Origin of the sequence: Corynebacterium sp. KPL2734, assembly GCF_040225595.1 — a bacterium.
GTDB lineage: Bacteria > Actinomycetota > Actinomycetes > Mycobacteriales > Mycobacteriaceae > Corynebacterium > Corynebacterium rhinophilum.
Genome location: NZ_JBEHFO010000001.1, coordinates 113632 through 130395, shown reverse-complemented (window position 1 = coordinate 130395; position 16764 = coordinate 113632). Strand labels below are relative to the sequence as shown.

The following is a 16764-nucleotide window of genomic DNA, read 5'->3' as shown; positions in this document are numbered from 1 at the left end:
GTAAGCGTGTTTCGAGTCAAAGTTTTTACAGCCCTTTCCGCCGTCGCCGTAGCGCTAAGCGCCTGTTCTTATGAGACCCCCGGCCCTGCAGTGGAGCAGCCGGTCGGCCTGACTATCGATGCCCCTCGCCTGACCGTCGAAGATGCCGGAACTGGTGAGAAGAAACTGCTGGAATATCACGACATCGACTCCTCGCAGGAGGTAACTTACCGCGCCACGGAGGGATTTTCGCAGGACTTGCTGAATAAATCCGCCGCCGCCGATTTCCAGGCCGCCGATGTGGATAAGGAGACCACTACCCTGCCGCTTTCGGCGTCCGTAGATAAAGCCACCGAGGACGTCGAGGATCAATTGCCGGCCTCGCGCAACGCGTTTGTCACCGCAGGGGATCCGGAATACTCCGGCGATACTGATATATCTTCTGCGTCTGGGTTCCAATTCGGCTGGCGCAGTCAAGATAATGGCCAGATGAATTCCCTGCGCTTGGCCGCCCCGCAGGACGCGAGCGATGAGGCGCGCGGCACCGTCGAACAGGCAATCATGAAGCTGACCGCGCTGCCCATCGTCTTCCCAGAGGAAGAGGTGGGCACCGGCGCGACGTGGACGGTGGATTCGCGCGTAACGGGGGAATCCACGCTCCTGCAAACGACACGCTATACGGTCAAGTCCATCGATGGTGACCGCGTCACGCTATCCGTCGAGGTGGAACAACGCCCCACCCTGGGCGCTTTATCCTTCGAAGGTCAGGCCGCGGGCACGGAGTTGGAGGATAAGGAACTCGACGTGCTGGATTCTTCTACCAATTCCTCGGGCAACGTCACGGTGGATCTGACCAAGCCGCTCCCCGTGGGCGGTGACGTGTCCTTCGATACGAAGGTAACCTACGGCACCGCCGATTCAGACCTGCGCGTGGTGCAATCAAGCCTGACGGAGCTGGCGTTTTCTGAGTAACAGGATTTACTCGGCGGGAGCCTCTACGGGGGCCTCGGCAGGCGCCTGCTCTGCGCCGTCTACGGGGGCATCGCCCTGGGCAGGGGCAGCGTCGCCTTCATCAGCAGGCAGCGCGCCCGCACCGGTATCGGCACACATCTCCGGAACCTGCTCAGGCGGCACCGTGTTTTGAATCAGCGTGCAGGCCCAGGTCTTCGACAGCTTCCAGGTGCCATCCTGATAAATGAATTCCACCTGGTCCGCGGTCTGCTCCTGGCCATCTGCGGTGGTGAAATTCACCGTGGTCAGCACGGATTGCGGGTCATAGCCGGGCAGGACGGGATCCACGACCGCAAATTCCGCGCCGGATTCTTCCTTGGAGCGCGCCATGGTGTCAAAGATCTCTGGGGCGGATTCGCCGCCTTCCACCGTGGCGGTCTTTTCTTCCTGCGATGCCGCCGGGTCCGTGGCCTTTGCCAGGATAGCGTTCAAGTCAGCGGCGGACGGCAGCGCGGGGGCCGCGGAATCGCCGTCGGCGGACGCGGATTCGCTGGATTCGCTGTTCTTGGTGGTATCTTCTTGCTCGTCATCAGAAGAGCAGGCGGACAGGGCGGCCGCCGCGCTCAATGCGAGGCACGCGGCACCAAATTTGCGGAATTTCACTTCTCACTCCTCACGTCTGGGATATAAACTCCCATCAGTTTACATTTGCCCCAGCTGTTCTGGTTCGCGCCTGCCGCCTCGGCGCGTCTTCTTTTATTGTGGGGTGCATGACTCATCTCGCCCTCATCGCCACCGGCGGCACGATTGCCTGCACCACGGTGCAGGATGGTTCCCTCGTTCCCACCGTCACCGGCGCGCAGCTCGCGGCCGATATCGACGCCGAGGTTGTGGAATTTCGCCAGCTCGATTCCTCTTCTATTACGCTTGCGGACCTCGACGAGCTCATTGCGGTGGTCAATGAGCAGACCGCCCGCGCGGACATTGACGGCGTCATCATCACCCATGGCACCGATTCGATGGAAGAGACGGCGATGGCGCTGGAGATTTTTTGCGCCGGCGATACGCCCATCGTGCTCACCGGCGCGCAGCGTTCCTACGATCACCCGCACCCGGATGGCCCGCGCAATCTCCGCGATGCGCGTGAGCTCGCCCTCAGTGGGCGGCCCGGCGTCTTTATCTGCTTTGGCGGCATGACCATCCCGGCGCGCGGGGCCCGCAAGCAGCACACCTCTGACCTGCGCGCTTTCGAGTCCCTTCGGGTACCGGATACCACCCCGCGGCTACGGCCGCGCCCCTTGGCGCCGCACCCGGTAGAAATCATCCCTGCCTACCCGGGTGCGGGGCGCGTGCTTGTCGATGCCGCCCGCGCTTCCGCCGCCGGCCTCATCATTGAGGCCATGGGCGCGGGCAATATGAGTGGGGACATGGGCCGCGCGATTGCCGATGCCCTCCGCGACGGCCTCCCCGTCGTCATTTCCACCCGCACCCCGTATGGGGAAACCGCGTTGTCCTATGGCGGCGACGGCGGCGGGGCGAACCTGCATAGCCTGGGCGCGATCAACGCGTGGGCCTTCCGCCCCAGCCAGGCGCGCATCTTGTTGGCCGCGGCGCTGGCCACCGGCACGGACCCCGCCGAGGTATTCCGGCAAAACCCTGACCCCAAGCGCTATGTTGCTATCTAATCTTGGGTTTCCAGCCAGTCGTGCCAGTCTAAGGAATCGAGCGGATCGGCCGGCACCAAATCTGGGTCACTGGCGGCAAAGGATTTCGTGCGGCCGGGTCCGGTGGCGCGGGTTTCAAAACGCACGCTGACCACCCCGTGCCCGGTGCCCTGGATCCAACCGTGGCCAAATTCCGGGTGGTAGACGTCCTGGGTGGCGTGCCACTGATCCTCCACATCGTCTTCGACCACCACGGTGGTCGGCGCCGGTGGCGGGGAGTCATCGCTCACGCCCGTTTCATAGTCACTATCCGGCAGCACGGGCCGCACGATTTCGCGGTCGAGCTCCGGAAATAGCACGTCTTGGCGCGCGGCTTCCAGGCCGGAGTAGCTCACCCCCACTAAGCGGATGGGGCCCAGTTCGTCCGGGTAGCGCGCCAGCTTGAAGGCGGCTGCCGTCAATACCTCCAGGTCATCGGTGGCATAGGCCAGGGTGGTCGAGCGCGATTCGATATGGAAGTCTGCCATCCGCAGCTTTACCGTCACCGTGCGCGCCCCGCGGCCATCCTTGAGCAGGCGGCGGTGTGCGCCCTCGGCCGCGCGGGTAATTGCCGCATCGACATCGGCAACCGTGAGCAGGTCCTTGGGATAGGTGTGCTCCGTGGAAATCTGTTTGGATATCGCGCGCGGTGCCACTTCCCTATCGTCGATGCCTTGCGCGAGCTGCCACAGCTGCACGCCGACGACGCTGCCGATGGAGATTTCCACCTCCTTTTGGGTCATGGCGGCCAGCGCGCCGATGGTCTCCACCCCGATGCCTTTGAGCTTGGCCTCCGTGACCGGCCCCACACCCCACAGCTTTCCCACCGCGAGCGGATGCAGCATCTCCAGCTGCTTTTCCGCTGGGATGACATAGGTGCCATCGGGCTTGGCTTCACCGGAGCCGATCTTGGCAAATTGCTTGCCGGAGCCCGCGCCGATGGAACACGGCAGGCCCGTTTCCTCGCGGATGAGCGCGCGCAGGCCATCCGCCCACTGGTGCACCTCGTCCGCCGTCGCACCCACCAATGCCTCTGGCTCCATAAAGGCTTCATCGATGGATAGCTGCTCGATCACCTCCACGTGCTGGGAGATGATCTCAAATACCCGGCGCGAGGCCGCCGAATAGACCGCCCGGCGCGGGCTTACCACCACCGCGCGCAGGCCCACCAATTGCTGGGCGCGATACATCGGCATCGCCGAGTGCGCACCGTATTCACGCGCCTCATAGGATGCCCCGGCGACGACCCCGCGGCCGCCGACCCCACCGACGAGCACCGGCCGGCCTTGCAAAGTCGGTCGGGTCAATTGCTCGACGGAGGCAAAAAACGCATCCATATCGATGTGTAGGACCCAACGCTGCATGCCTTCCAGTCTAGGTCACGCCAACCCCAGAATTGGGAATAGGTTGACGCTTAAACTAACTTGTATGCAAGATGTATGCATGAGCGATACAAGCATGCAGCCTGCCGCGGAGCGGGTTTATGAATTAGTCAAAGAAAGGATCATCGGCGGCACCATCGATTCCTCGCAGATGCTGTCAGAGGCCGCACTCGCGGCCGAGGTAGGAGTCAGCCGCACCCCAGCCCACGAGGCTTTCCTGCGCCTGGAGCTCGAGGGCTTTTTGCAGCTTTATCCCAAGCGCGGCGCGCTGGTAGTGCCAATTAGCCCCCAAGAAATCCGGGAGGTCTACGAGGCCCGCCTGCTTGTCGATGCCCACAGTGCCGAGAAGATCTGCCAGCTGGGCGAGGAAGAACGCGGGGGCATCGCCAAGCGCCTGCACGAAAACATCGCGGCCCAAGACGCCGCGCTGGATGCCGAAGACCTCCGCGAATACACGCGCCTAGATGCCCAATTCCACCAAATCATCATGGACAGCGCCGGCAATAGCTTGCTGGCCAACGTGGGCCACCAGCTGCGCGAGCGCCAGCAGCGCTTTACCGCCACCGCCATCGGGCGCAATGTGGAACGGGCCCGCGCGTTCGTCGACCAGCACCGCACGCTTGCCGATGCCCTCCTCACCGCCAACCTGCCCGACTACCTCTCCGCACTCCGCTCGCACCTGAAGAATTCGAAGGATCAACTATGAGTCAAGACACCGCCAATCGCGACTGGTTACCCGTCGCAGGCAGCATGGTGGCCGTTGCCTGGGGCGGCAATGAATTTACTCCCCTGCTCGTGATGTACCGCGAGCAATCCCACTTCTCACAGGTCACCGTCAATGGCCTTTTGGCGGCCTACGTCATCGGCATCGTGCCCGCGCTCCTCATCTCTGGGCCGCTCTCGGACTACATTGGCCGGCGCCCCACGATGCTGCCCGCGGCACCGCTCTCCCTGGCCGGGTCATTCCTGCTGTCCATCGCTCCCGAAGAGCCCCTCATCATTGCCGCCGGCCGCGTCCTGTGCGGCCTCGCCCTGGGCATCGTCATGGCGGTCGGCTCCACCTGGATTTCCGAGCTCATCACCCGCTCCGGCGGTGACCCCGCCGCAGGACCGCGCCGGGCATCAATGTGCCTTACCGTCGGATTCCTCATTGGCGCCGCCTTGGCCTCGGTACTAGCCCAATGGGGACCGTGGCCCACGCACCTGGCCTATGTCCTGCACATCCTGCTCACCGTCATCACCGCGGTCTGGCTATTGAAAACCCTCGAAACCCGTCCACCCCGCGGCGAGACGGTCAAAGACACATTCTTGGATTTAAGCATCCGCGATATGCTGCACATGCTGCACATTCCATCCGCTGCGCACCGCCGCTTTTCCCGCATCGTCCTTCCCGTCGCGCCCTGGGTATTTGGCTGCGCGGGTGCGGCCTATGCCCTCTTGCCGCAGCTGCTTTCCGATTCCGCCGGCGATGCCCCCATCGCCTTTTCCGGCCTCATGACCGTCATTACGCTGGGCTGCGGTGTTGGCATCCAAATGTTTGGCAAGGTCATTGACACCCACCGCTCCGCCCGCGCCTCCGCGGTTGCCATGGCCGTCATTACCGTCGGTACCATTTTCGGCGCCATCGCCGCACGCACGCTTTCCCTCCCGCTCGGCATCACCAGCGCCGCCGTCATGGGCGCCGGCTACGGCCTAGCACTTGTCGCCGGCCTTTCCGAAGTCCAGCGCATCGCCGGAAAAGATGACCTCGCCGGCCTTACCGCCGTGTTCTATTCCGTGTCCTATACCGGCTTCTTTATCCCCATGGCCTTTAGCGCGCTCGCGCCCTACATAGGCTTCACTGCACTATTCCTCATCGGCTCCCTGCTGGCCATGTGCTGCCTCATCAATGTGATTCACGGCTGGCGCGCCCACCTTCCCGGCCCAGTGCGCTAAGCCAAGACCCGCAACATTCGGCCAGAAAACGCAAAAACCGGAGCACCTCCTCATGGAGGGCTCCGGTTTAGTCACTGCCAGTAGCCGAGTCTGAGCATCAAGCTCGCACTAATCCGCTCATCTGCTGGTTCAAACAAGATTAGAACTTGAACAGTGAAAAGAAGTTACGCAGTGGTTGCAACAGGCGAGCGAGGCCCGAGTTCTTGTTGAAGAACTTGGCAACACCTTCAACCAAAGCAGCCAAACCAGGAATTCCTTCAAAGACCTTGCCGAACTTTGAGCTACCCTCTCCAGCACCAGGGGTACCTTCAGCGCCCGGAACCGATGGCTGTGCCGGCTTTGTGGAACCGCTGCCTCCCTCCTTGCCCTTGCCATTACCGTTACCAGGGGCCTGCTCGGGTTGCGACTCGCTGCCCTTATCAGCAGCCTTCACGATGAGCTCTACGCTATTGCTTTCACCGGTTTTCGGATCCGTGACGTGAGGAACTGGGGAAACGGTTACCTTGTCACCTGCCATTAGCTTGACGTCCGCAGGTACATCGATTTCGAACGAGACAAACTCACCTTCAGGAACTTGGCCCTTCTGTGCAGACTTTTTCTCTAGCTTGACGACAGTCGTCTGAATCTTTCCGCTGGGGAAAGAAGCCTCAATTTCCACCTCTTGGCCTGGGTACAAACGAACCTTACCGGTAACCTTTTTGTCTCCTGCCTTGATGTCATTTACTTCCGCGGTAACAGCAAACGGGAATTCGCCTTCAGAGTCCCCAGAATCTGGACGCTCTTCCCCAGCCACATCCGCAGACTTAACAACTACTGGTATGGATTTGCTCTTACGATCGTCTGGAGCCAAGGAATCATAGAGCAAACTAAAGAGTAGTGTTTCACCTGCCTTTAAGTTAATCTCTTCAGGAACATCGAATTTAAAGGTCACAGCTTTACCGTTAGAGGCTCCACCCTCCTCAACAGAGTTTTCCTCAAGCTTTACGTCCGTAGTTAAAGACCTGAAGCTTGGGAAATTAATTTGAACTCTCTTCTGTTGACCTGGGAGCAAAAACACCGAGCCAGTGATTTCCCTATCCCCCGCCTTGACATCATTCACCATTAGAGGAGCCTCAGACTGCTGTCCGCCTTCAGCAGGCCCTTTGCCATCATCGTCGGAAGCGCCATTGATCCGCGCTTCCCTGACAACCTCAGAATGTGACAAACGCTTCAACTCTTCTTCAGAATAAAGAGGAGTGTTGTCCTTCCCCAGGAGCTCCTTAGCTGTCTGTGTCATTTCGCCAACACTTAGCTCAGTGATCTGCCCCACACTCAACTTGCAGTTACGCTGCAGATGCTCCGCAACGTTGGCATTGATGCGAGCATCAAAATCGACGCCGGCTCGGAAGTTCTGTGCGCAGTTAAGATGCTCACCAGCAGCCCAAGCAACTGGGGTAACAGTGGTAGCCATGAGAGATGCAGAGATAGCTGCAGAAGCGAGAACACGCTTATTGAGTTTCATACGAACCTTCCAAGGGGTACTTCGAACTACGGGTCCTGTATGCCTCGTTACGCTTTCAAAGAAGGTAAAGCATAGGGCGAACACCGCAGAAAGTGGGATAACACGATCTTTATCGTGCTATTTACGTTTTTAAACGCAGGATTAGTAAACCATATTGGTTTTTCATCCAAAAGTGGCCAATCGGAAAAGTGTGCGAGATCACTTTATGACCACGCCTTTAGTGCAACAAAACAATCGCAGGAGATGGGCACTACTCAACAGAGGCCGACACCTTTTACTTCGGCTCCTACAACACATGCAGGATCAAACTCAGCTTGGGTCGCATAACCGCTGCAAAACATAAGGCCATTCAGGTAGCACGAGATTTAAATTAAACAACCAAAACCCGCTTTCCTGACCCTATTCGTCAAATAGAAACCGGAGCTTCCCTGCAAAGAGGTGCTCCGGCTTTAATTAATGCCTGAAGCATTAGTCAGGGCATCGAGCATCCGTATATCCGCTAATCCAGACAGGATTAGAACTTGATATTAAACTGCGACAAAAGGTCACGGAGTGGCTGCAAGAGACGACCGAGACTTGAGTTCTGGTTGAAAATTTTAGCAACCCCTGCCACCACAGCAGCCAAACTAGCAAAGCCACCAATTCCGCCAAAGATATTGCCAAAATTAGAGCTGCCCCCTCCAGAGCCAGGGACACCATCGCCCGGAGACTTACCACTTTCTGCAGGCTTAACAATAACTTTAACGGGTAAGTCCTTGTTAGTGGCCTCTTCTGCGGCAGCAAGGAACCGAGTAACCATTATTTCATCTCCGGCGTTTAATTGAATTTCTTCAGGAACACCGAATTTAAAGGTGACAACTTTACCTTCAGCGGTTTTGCCCCCTTCACCAGGCTTTTCGTCAGATTTTAGCACTTTAGTCGAAACGATCCGGCTTGGAAAATGTGCCTGAATTGTCTTCTGCTGACCTGGGAGCAAATACACCGAGCCAGTAATTTCCCTGTCCCCTGCCTTGACATCATTCACCGAAAGAGGAGGCCCGGATTGCTGTTCGCCATCAGCGGGCCCCTTGCCGGTATCACCCGGAGAAACGTCGATATCCTTTGCTAGAGCGATGACGTAAGAGGGCGACAGACGGTTCAACTCTTCTTCAGAATAAAGAGGAGCACCGTCCTTCTTAAACTCCCTAGCAACCTGTTTCATATCTTCAACATTCAGCCGAATGATCTGGTCCACACTCAAATGACAGTTACGTCGCAGATGTTCCGCTACGTTGGCATTAATACCAGCATCAACGCCGGCCCGAAAGTTCTGTACGCAGTTAAGATGTTCACCAGCAGCCCAGGCGACTGGAGTAACAGCGGTAGCCATGAAAGATGCAGAGATAGCTGCAGAAGCGAGAACACGCTTATTGAGTTTCATACGAGCCCTCCAAGGGGTACTACAAGCTACGGGTCCTATACACACCACGATTTACTTTCAAAGAATGCAAAGCATGGGAGGCGGACACCGCAGAAAGCGGGATAACACGACCTCTATCGTGTTATTTACGTTTTTAAATGCAGGATTAGTAAACCATATTGATTTTTCACTCAAAAGTGGCAAACCGAAAAAGTGTGCGAGATCACTTAATGAACACGGCTTTCATGCATGCTGTCAAGGTTGGCAATGGCGTCCTCGCTAAACAAAGACCACGATTACTTCAGCTTCTCCGGCCCCCTAAAAACAAAGTGCACAGCCCCATCTCTTGTTTTATTTTCATTCTTGCGCATATTGGACGCACTGATTGATAAGCGCAAAGCGGCCCGGCCGGACGCTGTAGATAGCATCAGGCAGGGCCGCTTAACGTTTAAGCTTTGTGCGCTCTTAGTTCTTGGCTACGGTGGCGGTGACTCCGGTGAGGATATCGTGGGCACCCGCAAGCGGCTCGGTGACCACGGAGAACTCCGTAGCCAGCACTTCGCCTGCGATGGTGTCAGCATGACGCTGCGCCCACTCCTTCTTATCTTCGGCAACGCAAAGGACCACGGAGATGCGGTCAGATACGTCGAAGGCGGAGTTCTTGCGGGCATCCTGCAGGCCGCGGATGACATCGGCGGCCCAGCCTTCTGCCTCGAGCTCTTCGGTGACCTCGGTATCCAGGACGACGAGGCCATCCAAGCCCTCGATGCGGGCCGTGGAGTCTGGGTTCGCAGCCTGCAAACGCTCGGTGTATTCCTCAGGGCTCAAGACGATGTCACCGTCTACCACGACCTCATCGCCGCGGCGCTCGTAGTTGCCCGCCTTGAGATTCTTGATGGCGCGCTGGACATCCTTACCCAAGCGTGGGCCGGCAACCTTGGCGTTGCAGACCACCTGGAAGGTGCCGACGGAATCGACATCATCAGTAAGCTCAACCTCTTTGACGTTGACCTCGTCGCGGATAATATCGGCGAAGTCCGACAGGCTCTGCGAGCCGGCGAAGGCCACGGTGAGCTTTGGCAGTGGCAGGCGGTTGCGCAGCTTATTGGCCTTACGCACCGAGGACGCAGCCGATGCCACCGCGCGAGTGGCGTCCATGGCAGACACCAGGTCCGCATCCGCGGGGTAGTCCTCGGCCTTCGGGAAGTCCGCCAAGTGCACAGAGCGCTCACCGGTCAGGCCGCGGTAGATGACCTCGGCGACGTGCGGCAACAGCGGGGCAACCACGCGCGTAGTGGTCTCCAAAACGGTGTAGAGGGTGTTGAAGGCCTCTGGGTTGGCGTCCTCGCCGCCCCAGAAGCGGTCGCGGGAGCGGCGGACGTACCAGTTGGTCAGCACATCGGCGAAAAGGCGAACCTCTTCGGTGGCGGTAGCGATATCGGTCCCCGCCAGCGCAGCATCGACATTGGCCACAAGATCGTGGGTCTTAGCCAGGATGTAGCGGTCAAGCACGTGCGTGGAGCTCGTATCGAACTTAGCTTCCTGCTCGGCGTAGAGCTGCAAGAAGGTGTACGCATTCCAGATGGGAAGCAGCGCCTGGCGCACGCCCTCGCGGATGCCCTGCTCGGTGACGATGAGATTGCCGCCGCGCAGGATGGGCGAGGACATCAGGAACCAGCGCATGGCATCGGAACCATCGCGGTCAAAGACCTCATTGACGTCCGGGTAGTTACCCTTGGACTTGGACATCTTAAGCCCGTCATTGCCCAAGACGATGCCGTGGGCCACGACCTTCTTGAACGCCGGGCGGTCAAAGAGCGCGGTGGACAGCACGTGCAGCAGGTAGAACCAGCCGCGGGTTTGCCCGGAGTACTCCACGATGAAGTCCGCCGGCGAGTGGGTTTCAAACCACTCCTTGTTTTCAAACGGGTAGTGCTTTTGCGCAAACGGCATCGAGCCAGACTCGAACCAGCAGTCCAACACGTCCGGCACGCGGCGCATGGTGGACTTACCGGTGGGATCGTCCGGGTTGGGGCGGGTCAGCTCATCGATGTGCGGGCGGTGCAGCGACTCCGGGCGCTTGCCGAAGTCCCTCTCCAGCTCATCCAAAGAGCCGTAGACGTCCATGCGCGGGTACTCGTCATTATCGGACATCCACACCGGGATGGGCGCACCCCAGTAGCGGGTACGCGAGATATTCCAGTCGCGGGCGCCTTCCAGCCACTTGCCAAATTGGCCATCGCGGATGTGCTCCGGCAACCATTCGATCTCGTTGTGGTTAAGCTCCACCATGCGATCGCGGAATTCGGTGACCTTCACAAACCATGCGGGCAGCGCCATGTAGATAAGCGGCTCGCCCGAGCGCCAAGAGTGTGGGTAGGAGTGCTCAATGGTCACGTGGCGCACCACTCGACCAGCGGCCTTCAAGTCCTTGATAATGGACTTATTCGCATCGAAGACCAGCTGGCCCTCGTATGGCGGGACCTGGGAGGTGAACTTGCCGTCCTCATTCACTGGGACCACCAGCTCGATGTCGTACTCGTTGGTGGTATTCATATCGTCTTCACCAAAGGCGGGTGCCTGGTGGACAACACCCGTACCGTCTTCGGTGGTGACGTAGTCTGCCAACAGCACCTGGTAGGCATTGCGCAGGTCTGGAAAGAAACCGAAGATTGGCTCGTACTTAAAGCCCTCGAGCTGCGCGCCGGTAAAGGTGACCAGTACCTCGGCCTCACCCAGTTCCTTTTCCAGGGTGCCCAGCAGGTTTTCGGCCATGATGAACGTGCGTCCGGCGAATTCGCCGTCGGTGGCCTTAAATAGTGCGTAAGAGACCTCCGGGTGAACCGCCAGCGCCTCGTTGGACGGCAGGGTCCAGGGGGTGGTGGTCCAGGCGAGGAAGGAGGCATCGGCAAGCGCGGGGTTTTCCGCCAGCGCCTTTTCCGCCGCGGTGCCCTCGCGAGCACCTGCGACCGGGAAGGTCACCGTCAAGGTGGGATCCTGGCGCATCTTGTAGGAATCATCCAAGCGCGTTTCCTGGTTGGACAAAGAAGTATGCTCCGCCCAGGAGTAAGGCAGCACGCGGAAGCCCTTGTAGATCAGGCCCTTGTCATACAGCTCCTTGAACGCCCACATGACCGATTCCATGAAGTTGATATCCATGGTCTTGTAGCCATTGTCAAAGTCCACCCAGCGAGCCTGGCGGTTGACGTAATCTTCCCACTCATCGGTGTATTCCAGCACCGACTTAGCGCAGTACTCGTTGAACTTATCTAGACCCATGTCCTCGATCTGGGCTTTATCGGTGATCCCGAGCTGCTTTTCCGCCTCCAGCTCCGCTGGCAGGCCGTGGGTATCCCAGCCAAAGACGCGGGGGACGTAATTTCCGGACATCGTGCGGTAGCGCGGCACGATGTCCTTAACGTAACCGGTCAACAGGTGGCCGTAGTGCGGCAGGCCATTGGCAAAGGGAGGGCCATCATAAAAGATGTATTCGGGGCAGTCCTTGGTCTTTTCCAAAGAGGCCTGGAACGTATCGTCCTGCTTCCAGTACTTCTGGACTTCTTCTTCCATATCCGGGAAACGGCTCGAGCCGCCGGTCATATCGACCTTGGGGTAAATCTTTTTCACCATTATCTTCCTTCACGCTATAACTTGATGCAGGGACGGGCCAGTGGCTCGCGGTACCACCCTGCTTGAGCTAAAAAGCTCCGCTTCGTTTCGGTGAAGGAGATAACGGTCCCACCCGTTCAGTTCTACTGAGCCTTCTGGCTGTTCTTCTGAATTGCTCCCCCGGTGATGGCCGGATCATCGCATGTGCCCGCCAGTATAGCGTCACAGGAACGCTGTACACAAAAGTTATCCACAGGTAGAAATTTTCCTGTTGTACTTGGTTGCACGCGGCCATAGATTATGAAGCATGACCGCGCTCGAGAATTACTTAGCAGCTATGGCCCCGGGAATGGATATCGTCACCGGGTGCGCTGGTCTGTCTGAGGACGATCTGCGGGCGCACGGTGCCCCGGAACACACGGCGCGGGAGCTTATCCTGCTCAAAGAGGCTTATTGCGGGAATACTAAATTCACCGGTCGGCGCCGGCGCGCCATGGAAGGTGCCCGCCGCAACGGTCATTCCATTGTGGCGTTGTCCATCATAGAAAAGTACGCCCGCAAGATGCCCACGCTTTTCGATGCCTGGCTTCTCCGCGAGCAGCTCTGCACCACCAATGCTAGCACGGCGGACCTAGAAAAGCTGGCAAAATCCAAGCTACCTGCGAAAAAGAAGAAGGTTAAGCCTGGGGTGCGCATCATTCGCCGCAAGAATGCGCCGTGGACCCTGGCCATCGATGCGCGCTCCTCGCTCATTGCAGACCTTCATGCCGCGCTAAAAGAGAGCGGAAAAGAGCCGCTGGAGGCGGTGGAACAGACCTTTTTCGGCGGCGGATCCGCCGTAAAGACCACGGTGATGACCAATGTCCTGGTCAACCTGGATAACTTCGTGCGCATCATCAATGGCGATGGTGAGGAAATCCAGCTGCAGATGACCAATGGCGCAACTCTCACTGGCGCCGAATACCTAGAGCGCGCGCTCAAGGAACGCGGGCTAATTACCCTCATTAGTCCCTTTGAAGGAGCGGTTAATCTGTACCGCACGGAGCGTTTTGCCAATGCGAAACAACGCCTTATGGCCGCCGCAGAGAATCCCATCTGCCCGTGGCCGCGGTGCAATAGACCCGCAGACGAATGCCAGATTCATCATTTGGAACCGTGGTTGCACGGTGGATTGACCAACATAGGTAACTTATCCACAGCCTGCGCCTACCACAACGGGGTCAACGACGATGATCCCAATGCCCCGCCACTGCGCGGACACCTGGTCCGCAGGAATGGGACCATCCGGTGGGAACCTCCGGATTAGGCAGGAGCATCTGAAAGCTCGTGGCGCATTCCCGGCGGGGGATCCGCCTGGGAGTCCGCCTGAGGATCCGTTTGAGGATTCGTTTGGGAATTCGACGCCGGATCCGAGGAAACCGTCATCCAATAAACCGCAGAAGTTGTGGGTGACACGATTGCTACTGAGGCTCGGGTCCCAGCCAGTTGAGGCGCCGGCGTGCGCCTACTTTGGCATGCCGTAATTGCGTGGAAATTCTTTCTGGCCGCTCACTTTGATCGAATCAACCAAGCCGCACCGAAAGTGAGCGGACCTAGACAGATGTGAGCGGTGAAGAGCCTTAGTTCTGCTTCCATCCATGGGACAAGTCTTCTTCAAGGGCATTATTATCCGTTCGGTACTTGCGCGCCCAGTCGATGATAAACAAAACGATGCCAGAACCCGCTGCGATGAAGACGAGGTACAACGCCCAATCGGCGGTATTTAAGACATACGTCACCAAAGCCACGAAGGCCACGAGGGCGAGGACGAGGGCGGCAACGAGCATGGCAGTTCCTCTCAGGGGTTAAAAAGAAGCGATGGGAACAATCATAGCGGGGATAAAACCACAATAGCGCCCACTCCCCTAGAGGTGTGGGCGCTACGGGTAACTAATTTGGTTTAGTTACTGCCAACCAGCTTCTTAGTTCTTGCCGGCATCGCCGTTTGGTGCGGCGGTTCCGCGGGTCTCGAGCTCTTCCAGCTGGGACTCGAGGAGAGTCTTCAAGCGGGTGCGGTACTCGCGCTCGAAGGTGCGCAGCTCGGAAATGCGTGCCTCCAAAGCGGTCTGCTGCTGCTTGACCGTGTTCATCACTTCGGTGTGCTTCTTCTCGGCATCAGCCTGCAGCGATGCGGCCTTCTCCTCTGCCTGGCGAATCTGGGCCTCGGCACGGGAGGAAGCATCGGACTCGGTCTGCTGAGCCTTGGACTCTGCCTCAGAAACCAGCTTCTTGGAGCGGGTTTCTGCATCCTGTACCTGAGCATCGTACTTCTTCTGTGCCTCGGCAAGTTGTGCCTTGGAACGAGAGTCGGCATCGGAAAGCTGCTTTTCTGCAGCCGTGCGGGCCTCAGACAGCATGGATTCAGACTCGGCACGAGCCTCAGAGGTCAGGCGATCCGCCATCTCCTGGGCCAAGCCCAGCACGCGGGCTGCTTGCATGTGCGTATCCGGGGTAGCCAGGCCGTCGACGCCCTGTGCTGCACCAGCACCAGCAGCGGCCGCTGCGGCGCTGGAGGCAGCCGAGTTCGAGGAGCCAGCGGCAGACGCGGACTTCTTCAGGCTCTCGTTCTCGCGCTGGGAAGACTCCAGCTCCTTCTTAGCCTGCTTAGCCTCTGCGCGAGCCTCCTCGGCTTCCTTCTTAGCCTTCGCAACTTCGTCGCGAGCCGCCTTGAGCTCGGCGGTATTAGCGGCAGCGGTGGCACCAGCTGCTGGGGCATCGGCACCGCTTTCCTTTGCCTTTGCAGCCTCAGCCTGGGCGGCCTTGACCTGCTCCTGGGCCTTCTTGGTTTCTTCCTTAGCGCGAGAAACCTCGGACTTGGAATCTGCCAACTTGGTTTCATACTCAGCACGCAGCTTAGCCTCAATCTCCTTGCGCAGAGCTGCTTCATCTGCACCAGAGTTTGCGGCAGCTGCGGCACCAGCCCCTGCTCCGCCGGCCTTGGCCCCGGAGCTAAGATCGCTCACCTGCGCCTGCAGGTCTTCATTTTCATCCTGCAATTGGGCAAGGGCATCCTCAACGAGGTCGAGGAACTGATCTACCTCATCCTCGTTGTAGCCACGCTTGCCAATCGGCGGCTTGCTGAACGCGACGTTGTGTACATCAGCTGGTGACAGTGGCATGACTTGTCTTCCCCTTCGAGTTGATACAACCCCGGAGGTTCCAGGGCCTTAGGAGCTGCGGTTCCAGTTTATTTAAACCTTCCCCACAAAGTTATATGTAGTTCATGATACGGGTTATCGCATTTTATTGTAACCGAAAGTCCACAATAATGGACGTAACGCTGACTCTCAATGTCTACCACAGGTTACGGGGTGATGCGGGGTTGTCCTACAAGAAAATAACCTGCAGGAAAAGCGTCAGGAACGACAGGATGAAAAACAGCACTAGGACGGAAACATCCAGCGCGATTCCGCCCATCTGCAGCGGAGGAATAACCCGACGCAGCGCTTTGACCGGTGGATCCGTGATGGCGAAGAGGGGTTCAGCGATGATCATAAACCAGCGCGGGGGGTTGAATTGCCGCGAGAAGGATTGGATCATCTCGATAATAATTCGGGCAATCAGTACCCATGTATAAACCCTCACCAAAAAGATGAGAATAATTCCAATTTCAGTCACGATTACTCAGCCTATCGAATAGTCCCCCGCACGTGCGCATTGCGCTCCGTACGGGGGTTATTGGGTGTGCGTCGTTGTGCTTGGGCCGCGCTCCTAGCGCAGGCCGGCGGCGCGCTCCAATTCAGGTTTGGCGATATCGGCGGACTTCGGCACGACGGCGAATACCTTGCGCTGGGTATCCATACCCTTCGACAGGTTGAGCATGCGGCCTTCTAGGCCGAAGCAAAGACCCGCTGCAAAGTCGATGAAGCGCTTAGCGGTGCCGCGCTCGGCATCGGTAAGTTCAAAAACCACTGCATCCCCATCGCGGAAGGGCTCACCCACCTTGGCGGCATCGTTGAACGAGGTCAGGGAGATTGCCACGATAGTCGGGACGAACTTTTCCTCGACAGGCGCCGGCGCTGGGGTTGGCTCATAAGCCTGCGGGACGCGGCGCGGGGCGTATGCCGCAGAAGTAGCTGCTCCGTTGCCCGCGTAACGCGGCTCGTCGTTGTAGTAAGCGTCGTCTTCTTCGAAATCCATCGGACCAAGCCCGAAGAAATTCTTCGTCCTATCAATGAATGACATTTTTGGGTCTCCCTCTGACCTAAATTTGTTCAAGTTCAAGCGCGTAAATGTGAATGATGTGACTCATGTGATTTACGCTGT

General features: G+C 58.3%; 14 protein-coding genes. 5 read left to right on the top strand and 9 right to left on the bottom strand.

Features of this window, described 5'->3' with window-relative positions; translation table 11 throughout:
- Positions 1–6 precede the first annotated feature (6 nt).
- A complete protein-coding gene (locus ABRP88_RS00600; RefSeq protein WP_349835703.1) occupies positions 7–951 on the top strand; it encodes a hypothetical protein in 945 nt (314 codons plus the stop codon).
- 6 nt (positions 952–957) lie between these two features.
- Here the strand turns inward: ABRP88_RS00600 and ABRP88_RS00595 are convergent, their stop codons facing one another.
- Positions 958–1593, bottom strand: coding sequence for a WKL family lipoprotein (locus tag ABRP88_RS00595; RefSeq protein WP_349835702.1), 636 nt, complete (start codon positions 1591–1593; stop codon positions 958–960).
- A 107-nt stretch (positions 1594–1700) separates the two neighbouring features.
- On the opposite strand from ABRP88_RS00595, the gene ABRP88_RS00590 reads away from it, so the two are divergent.
- Positions 1701–2615 (top strand): asparaginase, encoded by a 915-nt coding sequence (locus ABRP88_RS00590; RefSeq protein WP_284784514.1) that lies wholly within the window; start codon positions 1701–1703, stop codon positions 2613–2615.
- Here the strand turns inward: ABRP88_RS00590 and ABRP88_RS00585 are convergent.
- On the bottom strand, positions 2612–3997 hold the full coding sequence (locus ABRP88_RS00585; RefSeq protein ID WP_349835700.1) for a DNA polymerase IV: 1386 nt from the start codon (positions 3995–3997) through the stop codon (positions 2612–2614). The genes ABRP88_RS00590 and ABRP88_RS00585 overlap by 4 nt on opposite strands.
- A gap of 79 nt (positions 3998–4076) precedes the next feature.
- Here ABRP88_RS00585 and ABRP88_RS00580 point away from each other — a divergent pair, with 79 nt between their 5' ends.
- Positions 4077–4721, top strand: coding sequence for a GntR family transcriptional regulator (locus ABRP88_RS00580; RefSeq protein WP_349835698.1), 645 nt, complete (start codon positions 4077–4079; stop codon positions 4719–4721).
- Complete coding sequence (locus tag ABRP88_RS00575; RefSeq protein WP_284849988.1) at positions 4718–5950, top strand: MFS transporter; 1233 nt, start codon at positions 4718–4720, stop codon at positions 5948–5950. The genes ABRP88_RS00580 and ABRP88_RS00575 overlap by 4 nt, the downstream gene beginning before the upstream one ends.
- A 139-nt stretch (positions 5951–6089) precedes the next feature.
- Here ABRP88_RS00575 and ABRP88_RS00570 read toward each other — a convergent pair whose 3' ends face one another.
- From ABRP88_RS00570 to ileS, 3 genes are all read right to left on the bottom strand, one after another.
- Entirely contained in the window at positions 6090–7451 is a 1362-nt protein-coding gene (locus ABRP88_RS00570) for a hypothetical protein (RefSeq protein ID WP_349835696.1), read from the bottom strand.
- A gap of 514 nt (positions 7452–7965) precedes the next feature.
- The gene (locus ABRP88_RS00565) at positions 7966–8871 is read right to left on the bottom strand and encodes a hypothetical protein (protein WP_349835695.1); all 906 of its coding nucleotides are present in this window, start codon (positions 8869–8871) and stop codon (positions 7966–7968) included.
- A gap of 444 nt (positions 8872–9315) precedes the next feature.
- The gene (ileS, locus tag ABRP88_RS00560; RefSeq protein WP_349835693.1) at positions 9316–12480 is read right to left on the bottom strand and encodes an isoleucine--tRNA ligase; all 3165 of its coding nucleotides are present in this window, start codon (positions 12478–12480) and stop codon (positions 9316–9318) included.
- A 286-nt stretch (positions 12481–12766) separates the two neighbouring features.
- Between ileS and ABRP88_RS00555 the strand changes: the two genes are divergently transcribed.
- Entirely contained in the window at positions 12767–13765 is a 999-nt protein-coding gene (locus ABRP88_RS00555; protein ID WP_349835691.1) for an HNH endonuclease signature motif containing protein, read from the top strand.
- 313 nt (positions 13766–14078) lie between these two features.
- Here ABRP88_RS00555 and ABRP88_RS00550 read toward each other — a convergent pair whose 3' ends face one another.
- The 4 genes from ABRP88_RS00550 to ABRP88_RS00535 all read right to left on the bottom strand — a co-directional run bounded on the left by ABRP88_RS00550 (position 14079) and on the right by ABRP88_RS00535 (position 16683).
- On the bottom strand, positions 14079–14285 hold the full coding sequence (locus tag ABRP88_RS00550; protein ID WP_284769522.1) for a zinc-binding dehydrogenase: 207 nt from the start codon (positions 14283–14285) through the stop codon (positions 14079–14081).
- Positions 14286–14420: 135 nt separating this feature from the next.
- Positions 14421–15617, bottom strand: coding sequence for a DivIVA domain-containing protein (locus ABRP88_RS00545; protein WP_349835688.1), 1197 nt, complete (start codon positions 15615–15617; stop codon positions 14421–14423).
- Positions 15618–15825: 208 nt separating this feature from the next.
- Complete coding sequence (locus tag ABRP88_RS00540; RefSeq protein WP_005278444.1) at positions 15826–16116, bottom strand: YggT family protein; 291 nt, start codon at positions 16114–16116, stop codon at positions 15826–15828.
- A gap of 93 nt (positions 16117–16209) precedes the next feature.
- Positions 16210–16683, bottom strand: coding sequence for a cell division protein SepF (locus ABRP88_RS00535; protein WP_349835687.1), 474 nt, complete (start codon positions 16681–16683; stop codon positions 16210–16212).
- Positions 16684–16764 lie beyond the last annotated feature (81 nt).

Excerpts from the sequence above, each read along its gene's own strand:
- ABRP88_RS00535 (WP_349835687.1), bottom strand. The coding sequence starts at position 16,683 with ATGTCATTCATTGATAGGACGAAGAATTTCTTCGGGCTTGGTCCGATG.
- ileS (WP_349835693.1), bottom strand. The coding sequence starts at position 12,480 with ATGGTGAAAAAGATTTACCCCAAGGTCGATATGACCGGCGGCTCGAGC.
- ABRP88_RS00550 (WP_284769522.1), bottom strand. The coding sequence starts at position 14,285 with ATGCTCGTTGCCGCCCTCGTCCTCGCCCTCGTGGCCTTCGTGGCTTTG.
- ABRP88_RS00575 (WP_284849988.1), top strand. The coding sequence starts at position 4,718 with ATGAGTCAAGACACCGCCAATCGCGACTGGTTACCCGTCGCAGGCAGC.
- ABRP88_RS00585 (WP_349835700.1), bottom strand. The coding sequence starts at position 3,997 with ATGCAGCGTTGGGTCCTACACATCGATATGGATGCGTTTTTTGCCTCC.
- ABRP88_RS00590 (WP_284784514.1), top strand. The coding sequence starts at position 1,701 with ATGACTCATCTCGCCCTCATCGCCACCGGCGGCACGATTGCCTGCACC.
- ABRP88_RS00565 (WP_349835695.1), bottom strand. The coding sequence starts at position 8,871 with ATGAAACTCAATAAGCGTGTTCTCGCTTCTGCAGCTATCTCTGCATCT.
- ABRP88_RS00545 (WP_349835688.1), bottom strand. The coding sequence starts at position 15,617 with ATGCCACTGTCACCAGCTGATGTACACAACGTCGCGTTCAGCAAGCCG.
- ABRP88_RS00580 (WP_349835698.1), top strand. The coding sequence starts at position 4,077 with ATGAGCGATACAAGCATGCAGCCTGCCGCGGAGCGGGTTTATGAATTA.
- ABRP88_RS00555 (WP_349835691.1), top strand. The coding sequence starts at position 12,767 with ATGACCGCGCTCGAGAATTACTTAGCAGCTATGGCCCCGGGAATGGAT.
- ABRP88_RS00570 (WP_349835696.1), bottom strand. The coding sequence starts at position 7,451 with ATGAAACTCAATAAGCGTGTTCTCGCTTCTGCAGCTATCTCTGCATCT.